Raw genomic sequence first — 14,006 nt, forward strand, 5'->3', positions numbered from 1 at the left:
ATACTATGGTTACAGTAAATCAGAATTATTTAAAACTTCCGGGAAGCTATCTGTTTTCCAATATCGCAAAGAAGGTAAGCGCATATAAGGAGGCCAATCCGGAATTTAAGGATTCTGTGATCAGTCTTGGAATCGGTGATGTGACACAGCCCCTTGCACCGGCGATCATCGATGCCCTTCATAAATCCGTAGACGAGATGGCACACGCAGAAACCTTCCACGGATATGCTCCGGATCTCGGATATGAATTCTTAAGAAGTGCCATTGCAAAAAATGATTATCAGTCCAGAGGCTGCGACATCAGCGCAGACGAGATCTTTGTTTCCGATGGAGCAAAAAGTGATTCCGGAAACATCCAGGAGATCTTCGGACTGGATAACAAGGTTGCAGTTTGCGACCCGGTTTATCCTGTATATGTAGATACTAACGTTATGGCTGGACGTACTGGCCTTTATAACAAAGAGCGTGAGAACTTTGACGGTGTGATCTACATGCCCTGCAAAGAGGAGAATGGTTTCCTTCCGGAGATCCCGGCAGATGAGGTACCGGATCTGATCTATCTCTGCTTCCCGAACAATCCCACCGGTGGTGCGATCACAAAGGCAGCTCTTCAGGAGTGGGTCGACTACGCCAACAAAAACGGCTGCGTGATCATCTATGATGCAGCATATGAGGCATATATTTCCGAGGAGGATGTCCCGCACAGCATTTATGAGTGCGAGGGTGCGAGAACCTGTGCCATCGAGCTTCGAAGCTTTTCCAAAAATGCTGGCTTTACAGGCGTTCGTCTTGGCTTTACCGTTGTTCCGAAGGAACTGGTGCGTGATGGCGTAGAGCTTCACAGTCTCTGGGCAAGACGCCACGGAACCAAGTTTAACGGTGCTCCGTACATTGTACAGAGAGCAGGCGAGGCTGTTTACTCTCCGGAGGGAAAAGCACAGCTGAAGGAGCAGATCGCTTATTACATGCGTAATGCAAAGACGATCCTGGAGGGACTTTCCGCAGCAGGATTTTCCGTGTCTGGTGGAAAAAATGCTCCATATATCTGGCTGAAAACACCGGATCAGATGACCTCCTGGGAGTTCTTTGATTATCTCCTTGAGAAAGCACACATCGTAGGAACACCAGGTTCAGGCTTTGGTGCACACGGCGAGGGATATTTCCGTCTGACAGCATTCGGAAGCTATGAGAATACTCTTGAGGCAATTGAGAGAATTAAAAATCTGTAATATGAGTATAAATTGCGGAGCAGGTCTTTGGAAAAGAGCTGCTTCGTTTTTTAACCGGATCAAAGAAGTATCCTGCTTCAATTGCGAATAGAAGCTCCCGGCAGGGTTGCGAAAAGCAATCAGCAGTGGGAAAAATTTGCCTGTAAGTTAATTTGTGAAAATAATAATAAGGATTGCGAAAATTTATCATATCATTTATAATTGTACAGGAAGTAAGGCACAGGCCGCAGAAAGTCTGTGTTCATAAAATTTCACAAATTTACGCAATCACGAAAGGGGATTTTATCATGGGTATCAGAAGAGTAGAAAATATGTGCGGCGGTAAAGGCCATGTGATCATCAAAGACATTCTTGAGGGAGACGAGCTGAAAGGGAAATGCGGACTTTACGCACAGGTTACCATCGAAAAAGGATGTTCTCTGGGATACCATGAGCATCATGGCGAGACAGAAACCTACTATATCTTAAGCGGTGAAGGCGAGTACGACGATAATGGCGTGAAACGTCCGGTAAAGGCCGGCGACATCACCATCACACCAGATGGAAAAGGACACGGTCTTACCAATACAGGTGACACAGATCTTGTGTTTATGGCACTGATCATTTTTGACTGATCCATATAGAAGAAAACAGAAGTGAGACAGAAGGGCGGCCTTTTTGAAGAGGCTGCTCTTTTTACGACTGAGGCGTAACCTGTGTCGGAGTATAAATTCTGGGATGAAAGATTCTCTGTCTCAGATTGTTATTAAACGAAATGTATTAATTGTATAAACAAAAAATATTTTTGGATTTTTTTAGAAAAAAACTGTTGACATACAAAAAGCACTTTGATATACTATCACTTGTCGCGAGGGAGAAGATAAAGAATCCCGAAGAAATGCGATATGCGGAAGTGTCGGAACTGGCAGACGAGCAAGACTAAGGATCTTGTGAGCATTGCGCTCGTGTGGGTTCAAGTCCCATCTTCCGCATTTTTTATTTAGGAAACCTGCATCTGGAAACGGATGCGGGTTTTTTTGCTGCCTAAAAATATCTGTAAAAAAGGAATCCGGATAGAATATATCGTGTTTATATGATATGATAGCAAGTATGACACATTTCGCAATACCGGGCTGACCAGTGTGACCTTACATGAGGGACTGACGAAGATCGAAGATTGGGCGTTTCATGATTGCCTTAAGCTGAAAAAGATCCGTATTCCGAAATCAGTTACGAATATTGGCGAACTGGCATTAGGAATACGTTATAACAGTCAGCAAAACAAAGATATCCGCACTTAAGACCAGGGCCTTTACCGGAAAGCCGCTGACCCAGGCACTCACCATAACCTACGGCGGTAAGAAGCTTGTAAACGGAAGGGATTACACCCTTACCTGGAAGAATAATAAAAACATCGGAACTGCATGCGTTACTATCAAAAGAAAAGGAAAATATAACGGTTCTGTTACAAAAAAATTCCGGATCACGGTTCAGAAAAACGCGGTCTATACAGTCAGCAGGCTGAAATATAAGATATCCAATGCAGACACGTCCGGCAAGGGAACCGTAGTCTTTACCGGAGCTACGGACAAGGCAGCAAGAAAGGCCCTTACGATCCCGACGAAACTCCTCCGTGCAAAGGGTGCCGGACCAAAGATAATCGTGACAAAATAACAGAAAAACCGAAAAAATAGAAAACTTTTGAAAAAAGGTGTTGACATACAAGATCCACTTTGCTATACTATCACTTGTCGCGAGGGAGAAAATAAAAAATCCCAAGGAAATGCGGTCATGCGGAAGTGTCGGAACTGGCAGACGAGCAAGACTAAGGATCTTGTAAGCATTGCGCTCGTGTGGGTTCAAGTCCCATCTTCCGCATGACTAAAAAACAGAGCTGTGAATTGCAGCTCTGTTTTTGGCTATATGAAAGTAAATTATTGCATGCCTGCACTGGTGAGAAGCTAAAATGGGAAGATCTGCATGATATATTTGTATTCGTTTCATATACAATAGGATAATTTTGGACATCTTAAGTGCTGATCAGACCGTAACCCCAATATTTTTTGAATTATTTTTTCAGAAAAGAGGAATTTGTGGTTTTGTGTAGAATATAATTAACAGAGGGTATTTTGTCGCCGCTGTTTGTCAGACTGTGGAGGAAATGCTTATGAACATCAGAGAGAGCATGGAACAGAGAGAACGGGAGCTTTTGAGTCCTTATGCTTCTCACAGCGCAGATACCAGAGGCCGGGAGCACCCGGAAGAGGAATGCGATGTGCGGACAACGTATCAGAGAGACAGAGACAGGATCCTTCATTGTAAGGCTTTTCGCCGTATGAAGGATAAGACACAGGTGTTTCTGGCACCACAGGGAGATCATTACCGTACCAGGCTGACACATACACTGGAGGTATCGCAGATCGCCCGGACTATTGCCAAGGCACTTCGCTTAAATGAAGATCTGGTGGAAGCCATCGCTCTGGGACATGATCTGGGGCATACGCCTTTTGGACATGCAGGAGAGAGAGCACTGGATCAGGTACATCCGGGTGGCTTTGCACACTATAGGCAGAGCGTCCGGGTTGTGGAAGTACTGGAGAAGAACGGAAACGGGCTGAACCTTACCTGGGAAGTCCGCAATGGGATCATGAATCACCGCACCAGCGGAAATCCTTTCACACTGGAAGGACAGGTGGTACGTTTTTCTGACAAGATCGCCTATATCCACCATGATATGGACGATGCCCAGCGGGCAGGGATCATCACAGAAGATGATATTCCTGTCACAATGAGAACTTTTCTGGGCTATACCACGAGAGAACGGCTGAATACTTTCGTACATAATATTATAGAGAACAGTATGGGGAAAGACAGCATCTCCATGTCGCCGGATGTTTTTGAGGCGATGATGGAGCTTCGGGCGCTGATGTTCCGGAATGTCTATGAGAATCCGGTTGCCAGGAAGGAAGAGGATAAAGTGATCCAGATGCTGAGTGAACTGTACGGATATTATACTGACCATCCGGAGGCAATGTCCCGGGAATACAGGGAACTGGTGGAATACCGGGGAGTACCTAAGGAACAGGCAGTATGTGATTATATTTCGGGAATGACGGATCAGTATTCCATGGAGAAATTCAGGGAGATCTATATACCGAGAGCCTGGGAGGTCTATTAAATGGAAAAGAGGGATAAGCATGCGTTATTCAGATGACATCATAGAAGAAGTCCGAATGAAAAATGACATTGTAGACGTGATATCCCAGTATGTGAAACTGACACGGAGGGGGAGTTCCTATTTTGGGCTGTGTCCCTTCCATAATGAGAAAACCCCTTCCTTTTCCGTAACACCATCCAAGCAGATGTATTACTGCTTTGGCTGCGGGGCAGGAGGAAACGTATACAATTTTATCATGGAATATGAGAATTACTCGTTTGGTGAGGCGCTGTCATATCTGGCTGACCGGGCAGGGGTAGAGCTTCCGAAGATCGAGTATTCCAGAGAAGCCAGAGAAAAAGCAGAACAGAGAGCAAATCTTCTGGAGATCAACAAGCTGGCAGCACAGTACTTTTATTATCAGCTCCGGAGAGAAGGCGGAAAGACGGCTTACGGATATCTGACAGGAAGAGGTCTTTCCGAGGAAACCATCCGTAAATTCGGTCTTGGATATTCGGATAAGTATAGTGATGATCTGTACAAATATCTTAAGGGTAAGGGCTACAGTGATGAACTTCTCAGGGAATCCGGCCTGTTCAATGTAGATGAGCGGCGAGGCATGTATGATAAGTTCTGGAACCGTGTGATCTTCCCGATCATGGATGTAAACAACCGGGTCATTGGTTTCGGAGGTCGTGTCATGGGAGATGGCAAGCCCAAGTACCTGAATTCACCGGAGACGAAGATATTTGATAAGAGCCGGAATCTTTACGGGCTGAATGTGGCCAGGACCACCAGGAAGAATTATCTGATCCTCTGTGAGGGATATATGGATGTGATCGCCATGCATCAGGCAGGCTTTACCAATGCAGTGGCGTCGCTTGGAACTGCACTGACCTCCGGACATGCAAGTCTTGTGAAACGTTACACCAAGGAAGTCCTGCTTCTTTATGACAGTGACGGTGCAGGGATCCGGGCGGCCCTTCGTGCGATCCCGATCCTGCGGGAGGCGGGAGTCACGTCCAGGGTAGTAAGCCTGAAGCCCTGGAAGGATCCGGACGAGTTCATCAAGAATGAAGGAGCGGAGGCCTTTGAGGAACGTCTGGACCGGGCCATGGACAGCTTTATGTTCCGTGTACATATTGCGGAACAGGAATTTGCCATGGATGCACCCCAGGGACAGAATCAGTTTTTTGAGCGGTGTGCCGGGATGCTTCTGGAGCTTTCCGATGAACTGGAGAGGAATCTTTATATAGAAGCCATTGTAAAGGAATACGGCCGCTATGGAGTGGGCACGGAGGATATCCGGAAAAGGGTCAACACGCTGGCTCTGAAGGGAACGCCTGCAGAGAAACGGATCCAGCCAAAGTCCGGGACTCCGGAAACAAAGAAAAAGGAATCCGCCGCAGACAAAGCACAGAAGCTGATGCTGACCTGGCTTGTAAATTATCCGGGTATTTTTGAACAGGTGGAAAAATACATTTCCCCTTCCGATTTTGTGGTACCGTTGTATAAAGAGGTAGCCCAGATGCTGTTTGAACAGCATAAGGAGGGAGAGACCAATCCGGGAAAGCTTCTCAACGCCTTTACAGACAGTGAGGAGCAGCGGGAGGTGGCATCTCTTTTTAACGCCACCATCCATCTGGAAAACGAAGGAGAACAGCAGAGGGCTTTTTCCGATGCGCTGCTGCGGATCAAGGAAGAAAGCCTCAAAGAAAAAAACCGTACCTGGGACCCGTCAGACATGGCCGGGCTTCAGGAACTGATAAAAGCAAAAAAAGAACTGGAAGACCTTGGAAGAAAGAGGCAGCAGCTGCATATTTCTTTCAATTAAGGATAAAATATAAACACTATATGGAGGTATAGAGCACCTATGGAAATGAATATGGCAAAATTCAGCGAGAAACTTGTAGAGCTTCTTGAACTTGCAAAAAAGAAAAAGAATGTGCTGGAATATCAGGAGATCAGCGACTTTTTCAAGGACTCTCCACTGGAAGTGGATCAGATGGAGAAGGTTTTTGACTTCCTGGAGGCCAGCGGTGTGGACGTTCTCCGTATCACAGAAAACAGCGGTGACGAACTCCTCCTTGATAACGATATGGATATGGATGGGATGGAAGATGAAGAAGAGGTAGAGCTTGATAAGATCGACCTCTCTGTACCGGAAGGTGTCAGCATCGAGGATCCGGTCCGTATGTACCTGAAAGAAATCGGTAAAGTCAGTCTGTTAAGTGCAGATGAGGAGATCGAGCTTGCCAAGAGAATGGAAAAGGGGGATGAGGCTGCCAAGAAACGTCTGGCAGAGGCCAATCTCCGTCTTGTTGTCAGCATTGCAAAGCGTTATGTTGGACGTGGAATGCTGTTCCTCGACCTGATCCAGGAGGGAAATCTTGGCCTTATCAAAGCTGTTGAAAAATTTGATTACAGAAAAGGCTACAAGTTCAGTACCTATGCAACCTGGTGGATCCGTCAGGCTATCACAAGAGCCATTGCAGATCAGGCACGTACCATCCGTATCCCTGTGCATATGGTTGAGACTATCAACAAGCTGATCCGTGTTTCCCGTCAGCTGCTCCAGGAGCTTGGACGTGAACCTACGCCGGAGGAAATCGCTGAGGAGATGGACATGCCGGTAGACCGTGTACGTGAGATCCTTAAGATCTCCCAGGAGCCGGTATCTCTGGAAACTCCTATCGGTGAGGAGGAAGACAGTCATCTTGGCGATTTCATCCAGGATGATAATGTTCCGGTACCTGCAGATGCAGCTGCATTTACACTTCTGAAGGAGCAGCTGGTAGAAGTCTTAAGTACGCTTACTGACCGTGAACAGAAGGTTCTCCGCCTCCGTTTCGGACTGGACGACGGACGTGCCAGAACTCTGGAGGAAGTTGGTAAAGAGTTCAATGTCACAAGAGAGCGTATCCGTCAGATCGAGGCAAAAGCTCTGCGCAAGCTGCGTCATCCCAGCCGCAGCCGCAAGCTGAAGGATTATCTTGACTGATAAAAATATATCCGTACAGCTTTCCATGCGTCTTCGTGCCATTGCCGGTATGGTAACAAAAGGAAACCGGCTGGCAGACGTAGGATGTGACCATGGCTATCTGTCGATCTGGCTTGTCAGTGAAAAAACAGTTCCGTCAGCCATTGCCATGGATGTACGTCCGGGACCGCTTTCAAGAGCCAGGGAGAATATTACCCGTTATGGCCTTGAAGATTACATAGAGACCCGTTTGAGCGACGGGCTTGCGAAGCTTGAGCCGGGAGAAGGTGATACCCTGGTGATCGCGGGAATGGGTGGTCCTCTGATGGAAAGGATATTAAAGGATGGAGCGAAGGTCCGGGAGGGGTTTCAGGAACTGATCCTGCAGCCTCAGTCGGACCTTCCTCATTTCCGGCATTTTCTTTCTGAGATCGGCTGGGAGATCGTAAGGGAAGAAATGATAAAAGAAGACGGAAAATTTTATCCTATGATGAAAGCGGTACGTAACAATTCGGGAGAAAAGACTGTTTACACAGAGGAAGAGGCCTGGTTTGGACCTCTCCTTCTGAAAAAATGTCACCCGGTCCTTAAAGAGTATCTTCTACGGGAGGAAATGATCCGTAAGAAACTACTTGCCGGTCTTTCCGGGGCAGAGTCTGTTTCCGCAAAAACTCGTCTGGAAGAAGTAAAGGAGGAAATGGAGCTGATCCATACAGCTCTGAAACGATATGAAAGCATATGAACTGATCGAATGGCTGAATGAGCACCATCCGCAAAAATTTGCGGAGGACTGGGATAATGTGGGACTGCTGGTGGGAGATGACCAGAAAGAGATTTCCCATGTATTTCTTGCGCTGGATCTTACGGAACCGGTGTTGGATGAGGCGGTGGCTGCTGGTGCGGATATGATCCTTACCCATCACCCAATGATCTTTTCCGGGATCAAAAAGATCAACAATCATACCTTTACCGGAAGAAAGATCCTCCGTCTGATAAAGGAGGATATCCCGTATTTTGCCATGCATACCAATTATGATGTGATCGGAATGGCAGATTTAAGTGCAGAGCATCTGAAGCTTCAGGATACAAGGGTGCTTACAGTTACCGATGGATCCGGGGAGCAGCCGGAGGGGTTCGGAAGAGTGGGAAAGCTTCCCCATGTTATGACTCTTGGTGAGTTTGGAAAATATGTAAAAGAATGCAATCATCTTCCGGATGTGCGGGTTTACGGTGATCTGGATCGGAAGATCGAGACTGTGGCGATCTGTACAGGAAGCGGAAAGAGTATGATCGGTGATGTAATGGCCGCCGGTGCGGATGTATATGTGACCGGAGATATTGATTATCATACTGCCATTGATACTATGGCAGATGGTCTGGCGATTGTAGATGCCGGACATTACGGTACGGAGTATATTTTTGCGGAAGCTATGGAGAAGGAGCTGAATGCGGCATTCCCTGCGCTTAAGACAACCTGCGCCAGTGTGAAAAATCCATATATTGTTTTGTAAAAGCGGATTGCAAAAAAGTGTTTGTATTCATGAATATGTAGTGGGACGGAATACGATTATCCGTTTCGGAAAAATGAATTGTGAAACACATGGCTGTCCGAAAAATCGGGCAGCTGTATAAATATATAAGCCTGTGGAGGGGATCGTTATGGAACAGACAATGATTAAAGTGACCATAAACGGAGAAACAAGGGAATACCCCAAAATGACACCGTATTCTGAGATCATAAGGGATTATGAGGGCAAAACAGAGTATCCGGTGATCCTTGTGACTGAGAACGGAAAGCTCCGTGAGCTTCACAAGAAGCTTCAGCATGACTGTACACTGGGATTTATAACCGCAAAGGACAGTGCCGGTCGAAAAACCTATCGGAGAAGTGCGATCTTTATTCTTTTGAAGGCAATTTTTGATGTAGCTGGAAAAGAGAATGTGGATCATGTTGTGATCCATTATTCTATTGGAAATGCTCTTTATTTTACCATGAAAGGCAGTGCTACCCTGGATCAGGAGCTTCTTGACCGGGTAAAAGTGCGGATGCGGGAACTGGTAGAACGGAAGCTTCCGATTTGCAAACGCAGTGTCAGCACGGATGATGCTGTTTCCATGTTCCACAGGCATCATATGTATGATAAAGAAAAGCTGTTCCGTTATCGACGGGTTTCCAGAGTGAATATTTACAGCCTGGAAAATTTCGAGGATTATTTTTACGGATTTATGGCACCAGATACCGGCTATGTGAAGTATTTTGATCTGCAGCTTTATGATGAAGGCTTTGTGCTGATCCTTCCGAGGCAGAAGAACCCGGATGTGCTGGAGCCTTTTGAACCCCAGGCTAAGATCTTCCATGTGCAGAAGGAATCGGAAGAGTGGGGCGATAAGCTGGATGTTGCCACTGTAGGAGATCTCAATGACCGGATCACAAGAGAAGGTGTGCAGAGCCTGATGCTGATTCAGGAGGCACTCCATGAGGCCAAGATTTCTTCGATTGCCGAGGAGATCCGGAGAAGGGGCAATGTAAAGTTCGTAATGATCGCAGGTCCGTCTTCTTCCGGAAAGACCAGTTTTTCTCACAGATTATCTATTCAGCTTTCTGCTCATGGTCTGAAGCCGCATCCCATTGCTGTGGATAACTATTTTGTGGATCGTGAACATACGCCGCTGGATGAATTCGGAGAAAAGAATTATGAGTGTCTGGAAGCCATTGACACGCAGCAGTTTAATGAAGATATGCTGAATCTCCTTTCGGGAAAAACCGTGGATCTTCCTACATTTAATTTCAAGACCGGATGCAGGGAATACCGGGGAGACCAGCTTCAGCTTGGAAAAGATGATATCCTGGTCATCGAAGGCATTCACGGGCTTAATGACAAGCTGAGTTATGCCCTTCCAAAAGAGAGTAAGTTTAAGATCTATATCAGTGCGTTGACACAGCTGAACATTGATGAGCATAACCGGATCCCCACAACGGATGGAAGGCTGATCCGCCGGATTGTCCGTGATGCACGTACACGTGGAACTTCCGCAAAGGATACCATTGCAAGGTGGCCTTCTGTACGGAGAGGCGAGGAGCAGAATATTTTTCCGTTCCAGGAGGAAGCAGATGTGATGTTTAATTCTGCTCTTGTGTATGAGCTTGCCTGCCTGAAGGTTTATGCGGAACCGCTGCTTTTTGGAATTGACAAGAGTGAACCGGAGTATCAGGAGGCGAAGCGGCTTTTGAAGTTCCTGGATTATTTTGTGTCGGTGCCCAGTGAGGGTGTTCCGTTTAATTCGCTTCTGAGGGAGTTTATTGGCGGTAGTTGTTTTAATGTATAAATTAATTGTATGAATAAAAAAAGCTATGTGTAGATATAAGGCTCTATGCAGTGCAGATATCGGTTGGCGCAAAGATGAGAAGATTAGGATTTCTCTGTGCATAGGATCTGTGGTGTGTGGAGCCTTTTGAGTGTGAATCGGAAAAGTTAAAGTTTTCTGTGGTGCTGCGGATGGATAACGGGATTTACAGGGCTTAAAGGAAAGGGAAAATGATCATGAAAGAAAAAGTACAACTGACAAAACTGGCTCCAAACTGTGGCTGTGCAGCTAAGGTAGGACCGGGGACTCTGGCGGGAGTTCTTGGAGGGCTGCCAAAGTTCTCTGATCCGGATCTTCTGGTTGGAACAGACACTTCGGATGATGCTGCCGTTTATAAGGTTTCCGAAGATCTGGCACTGATCCAGACACTGGATTTTTTTACTCCGGTGGCAGATGATCCTTATGATTTCGGGCAGATCGCGGCGGCAAATGCATTGAGTGATGTATATGCCATGGGTGGAACTCCGAAGACAGCTTTGAATATTGTGGCGTTTCCGAAGGATATGGATGTGGAGATCCTCGGGGAGATCCTGCGTGGTGGTGCAGATAAGGTGATGGAGGCTGGTGCGGTTCTTGCCGGTGGCCATACGATCCAGGATGATACACCAAAGTATGGGCTCAGTGTGACGGGTTTTGTAGATCCGAGGAAGTTCTGGAAGAATTTTGGAGCGCAGACCGGGGATAAGCTGATCCTGACGAAGGCGCTGGGTGCGGGGATCGTGAATACGGCGATCAAGGCGGATCTGGTGACGGAAGGTGCACGTAAGGCGGTTTTGGCTTCCATGAAGAAACTGAACCGGGATGCCTGTGAGGTTTTAAAAAAGTTTGAGGTTCATGCCTGTACGGATGTGACGGGGTTTGGTCTTGGGGGACATGCTACGGAGATGGCTGTGGCCAGTGACCGGACGGTTGTGATCGATACGGAGAAGCTGCCGGTGCTTCCGGATGTGAAGGAGTTTGCTTCTATGGGATTGATTCCGGGTGGGGCTTACAGGAACCGGGAGTTTGCTGAGAAAACCGGAGTGAAGAGTTCGGCGGTACTCTGGCGGGAGGATCTGGTGTTTGATCCGCAGACTTCTGGGGGATTGCTGGCGGCGGTTCCGGAGAGGGATGTGCCGGAGATCATGAAGCGGCTGGATGCGGCTGGTCTGCAGGCTGGGGTGATCGGTGAGGTTGTGGATCGGCAGGAGTGGACGTTGGTGCTCCGGTAGGAAATTAATTTACGAACAAATGTTTGGACGATAACGTCAGAGTGGATGGTTGCGTAGGGGGATACTGCTGGGGAAAGTGGTGGTAGCAGAATGACGGATGGTGGATGGCGGACGACGGACGCCTGGGGGAGAGGATATCGGTCCGGGCAGGGACTCCGTCGGGGGATACTACTAGGACTCCGTGAGTCGGCTAAAAGCATTGTGGCAGGGCCAGAACTCGCCGTTGGCTCAGACAGCTGACCCTGCCGCAATAACGCCGACTCCCGCAGCCCAAGTAGTTATCACCCCTCCTCCGCAGCAGCCCAAACCGATATCCTCTCCCCCAGGCTGGTGCATCCAACTGGTAGGAAAAACATAAAATGTGCGGAGAGTATGGTTGTGAGATGCAGAGAAGGAAAGTTACTGCTCACTGGTAATATTCCGCGAGGTGTTTTTTGTGAGCGAAGGTCACAGAAAACCCGAGCCATACTGTGCGAATTTATGTGATTAGCATAAATTCTGAGCATCGCGAAGCGTGTTATTGAGAATGGAGTGAACAGTAATTCAGGAAATATAGGCTCTGCATTTTTTTAATATATTGTTTGCCTGAGGGATAAAAGCATGGTATTATCATATGAGCGGAAATTGAGAAGACATAAAGAATATGAAAAACAAATATGTGACGGGAAAGGAAGAATTATGGAGAAACATAAACATGAGAGGAGTACATTTTCCGGGAAGATTGGATTTGTACTGTCTGCAGCTGGTGCTTCGGTAGGGCTTGGGAATATATGGAGATTCCCTTATCTGGCGGCAAAGTACGGCGGTGGAATTTTTTTACTGATCTATATCATTTTGGCATTGACCTTTGGATATTCTATGATCGTGGCAGAGACAGCTCTGGGACGTATGACAAAGAAAAGTCCGGTAGGTGCGTTTGGAACTTTTGGTAAATCAAAGTGGCTGTCTTTGGGCGGTTGGATCAATGCGATCATACCGGTTCTGATCGTGCCGTATTATTCCGTGATCGGTGGCTGGGTAATTAAATACTTGGTGGAGTATGTAAAGGGAGGCAGTCAGACTCTTGCTGAAGACGGATATTTTTCTGCTTTTATAGCGGATGGATTTTCTACAGAAACCTGTTTCCTGTTTTTTACACTGCTTACGCTGGTGATCATTTATGCAGGTGTGCAGAATGGCGTGGAACGAGTTTCCAAATTAATGATGCCGATACTGGTATTCTTGTCTGTGGTCATTGTCATTTATTCGGTAACGAGGCCAGGAGCACTGGAAGGTGTGAAATATTTTCTGATACCAAATATCAAAAACTTCTCCTGGATGACAGTGGTTGCGGCAATGGGACAGATGTTTTATTCTCTGTCGATCGCAATGGGTATTCTGGTAACTTTTGGTTCTTATATGAAAAAGGATGTATCTATTGAAGGGTCTACACAAAATGTAGAAATTTTTGACACAGCGATCGCAATGATGGCAGGTCTGATGATCATTCCGGCTGTGTTTGCATTCTCCGGTGGAGATCCGGATACGTTACAGGCGGGACCGGCACTGATGTTTATTACGATTCCGAAGGTATTCGCAAGCATGGGATTTGGAACTCTGGTTGGAATCCTGTTTTTTGTACTGGTTCTCTGTGCAGCCTTGACCAGTTCTATTGCATTGACTGAGAGTGCAGTATCTACTTTTCAGGATGAACTGAAATGGGGACGCAAGAAGGCAACAGTATTTGTCGGAATTATCATGGTTGTTCTCGGAAGTCTTTCTTCTCTTGGCTATGGTCCTCTGGCGTGTGTTAAGATCATTGGAATGCAGTTCCTTGATTTCTTTGATTTCCTGACGAACTCTGTCATGATGCCGATCGCAGCGATTGCTACCTGTCTTCTGATATCCAGAGTAGTTGGTACAAAGAAGATTGAAGAGGAAGTACTGCAGGAAGGTGGTACTTTCCGCAGAAAAAGAATCTTTAATTTTATGATCCAGTATCTTTGCCCAATCTTTGCGGCGATCATTCTTTTCAGTTCTGTGGCAAATGCATTTGGATGGATTTCCATGTAAAAGACATAGGAGACCAAGAAAATTCCAACTTT

10 protein-coding genes, 2 tRNA genes and 1 pseudogene are annotated in these 14,006 nt (G+C 46.7%); all 13 read left to right on the plus strand.

The window, feature by feature from the left end; genetic code table 11:
• Positions 1-5: 5 nt before the first annotated feature.
• The 13 genes and pseudogenes from BLP57_RS02745 (at position 6) to BLP57_RS02805 (ending at position 13,974) form a co-directional block, all read left to right on the plus strand.
• Positions 6-1,229 (plus strand): LL-diaminopimelate aminotransferase, encoded by a 1,224-nt coding sequence (locus tag BLP57_RS02745; RefSeq protein WP_021651140.1) that lies wholly within the window; start codon positions 6-8, stop codon positions 1,227-1,229.
• Positions 1,230-1,516: 287 nt separating this feature from the next.
• On the plus strand, positions 1,517-1,843 hold the full coding sequence (locus tag BLP57_RS02750; RefSeq protein WP_015525755.1) for a cupin domain-containing protein: 327 nt from the start codon (positions 1,517-1,519) through the stop codon (positions 1,841-1,843).
• A 272-nt stretch (positions 1,844-2,115) separates the two neighbouring features.
• Positions 2,116-2,200, plus strand: a tRNA-Leu gene (locus tag BLP57_RS02755).
• 135 nt (positions 2,201-2,335) lie between these two features.
• A pseudogene (locus tag BLP57_RS18825) lies at positions 2,336-2,509 on the plus strand (leucine-rich repeat protein); the annotation flags it as partial.
• Positions 2,510-3,001: 492 nt separating this feature from the next.
• A tRNA-Leu gene (locus BLP57_RS02765) sits at positions 3,002-3,086 on the plus strand.
• A 289-nt stretch (positions 3,087-3,375) separates the two neighbouring features.
• The gene (locus BLP57_RS02770; protein ID WP_015525757.1) at positions 3,376-4,386 is read left to right on the plus strand and encodes a deoxyguanosinetriphosphate triphosphohydrolase; all 1,011 of its coding nucleotides are present in this window, start codon (positions 3,376-3,378) and stop codon (positions 4,384-4,386) included.
• Between the two features lie 19 nt (positions 4,387-4,405).
• A complete protein-coding gene (gene dnaG, locus BLP57_RS02775; RefSeq protein WP_092069321.1) occupies positions 4,406-6,199 on the plus strand; it encodes a DNA primase in 1,794 nt (597 codons plus the stop codon).
• Positions 6,200-6,238: 39 nt separating this feature from the next.
• Positions 6,239-7,366, plus strand: a complete 1,128-nt coding sequence (rpoD, locus tag BLP57_RS02780; RefSeq protein ID WP_021651146.1) for an RNA polymerase sigma factor RpoD — start codon at positions 6,239-6,241, stop codon at positions 7,364-7,366.
• The gene (locus tag BLP57_RS02785; RefSeq protein WP_330389300.1) at positions 7,359-8,087 is read left to right on the plus strand and encodes a tRNA (adenine(22)-N(1))-methyltransferase; all 729 of its coding nucleotides are present in this window, start codon (positions 7,359-7,361) and stop codon (positions 8,085-8,087) included. Before rpoD ends, BLP57_RS02785 begins: the two co-directional genes overlap by 8 nt.
• Entirely contained in the window at positions 8,074-8,856 is a 783-nt protein-coding gene (locus BLP57_RS02790; protein ID WP_092069324.1) for a Nif3-like dinuclear metal center hexameric protein, read from the plus strand. The genes BLP57_RS02785 and BLP57_RS02790 overlap by 14 nt, the downstream gene beginning before the upstream one ends.
• A gap of 148 nt (positions 8,857-9,004) precedes the next feature.
• Positions 9,005-10,672: a nucleoside kinase gene (locus BLP57_RS02795; protein ID WP_175442942.1), complete on the plus strand. Its 1,668-nt coding sequence runs from the start codon at positions 9,005-9,007 to the stop codon at positions 10,670-10,672.
• A 215-nt stretch (positions 10,673-10,887) separates the two neighbouring features.
• Entirely contained in the window at positions 10,888-11,922 is a 1,035-nt protein-coding gene (gene selD / locus BLP57_RS02800; protein WP_330389301.1) for a selenide, water dikinase SelD, read from the plus strand.
• A gap of 678 nt (positions 11,923-12,600) precedes the next feature.
• Positions 12,601-13,974 (plus strand): sodium-dependent transporter, encoded by a 1,374-nt coding sequence (locus BLP57_RS02805; protein WP_092069463.1) that lies wholly within the window; start codon positions 12,601-12,603, stop codon positions 13,972-13,974.
• The last annotated feature ends 32 nt before the right edge of the window (positions 13,975-14,006 follow it).

The organism is Blautia sp. SF-50 (assembly GCF_900101315.1).
GTDB classification, from domain to species: domain Bacteria; phylum Bacillota; class Clostridia; order Lachnospirales; family Lachnospiraceae; genus Blautia_A; species Blautia_A fusiformis.

Excerpts from the sequence above, each read along its gene's own strand:
- selD (WP_330389301.1), top strand. The coding sequence starts at position 10,888 with ATGAAAGAAAAAGTACAACTGACAAAACTGGCTCCAAACTGTGGCTGT.
- dnaG (WP_092069321.1), top strand. The coding sequence starts at position 4,406 with ATGCGTTATTCAGATGACATCATAGAAGAAGTCCGAATGAAAAATGAC.
- rpoD (WP_021651146.1), top strand. The coding sequence starts at position 6,239 with ATGGAAATGAATATGGCAAAATTCAGCGAGAAACTTGTAGAGCTTCTT.
- BLP57_RS02770 (WP_015525757.1), top strand. The coding sequence starts at position 3,376 with ATGAACATCAGAGAGAGCATGGAACAGAGAGAACGGGAGCTTTTGAGT.
- BLP57_RS02790 (WP_092069324.1), top strand. The coding sequence starts at position 8,074 with ATGAAAGCATATGAACTGATCGAATGGCTGAATGAGCACCATCCGCAA.
- BLP57_RS02805 (WP_092069463.1), top strand. The coding sequence starts at position 12,601 with ATGGAGAAACATAAACATGAGAGGAGTACATTTTCCGGGAAGATTGGA.
- BLP57_RS02795 (WP_175442942.1), top strand. The coding sequence starts at position 9,005 with ATGGAACAGACAATGATTAAAGTGACCATAAACGGAGAAACAAGGGAA.
- BLP57_RS02750 (WP_015525755.1), top strand. The coding sequence starts at position 1,517 with ATGGGTATCAGAAGAGTAGAAAATATGTGCGGCGGTAAAGGCCATGTG.
- BLP57_RS02745 (WP_021651140.1), top strand. The coding sequence starts at position 6 with ATGGTTACAGTAAATCAGAATTATTTAAAACTTCCGGGAAGCTATCTG.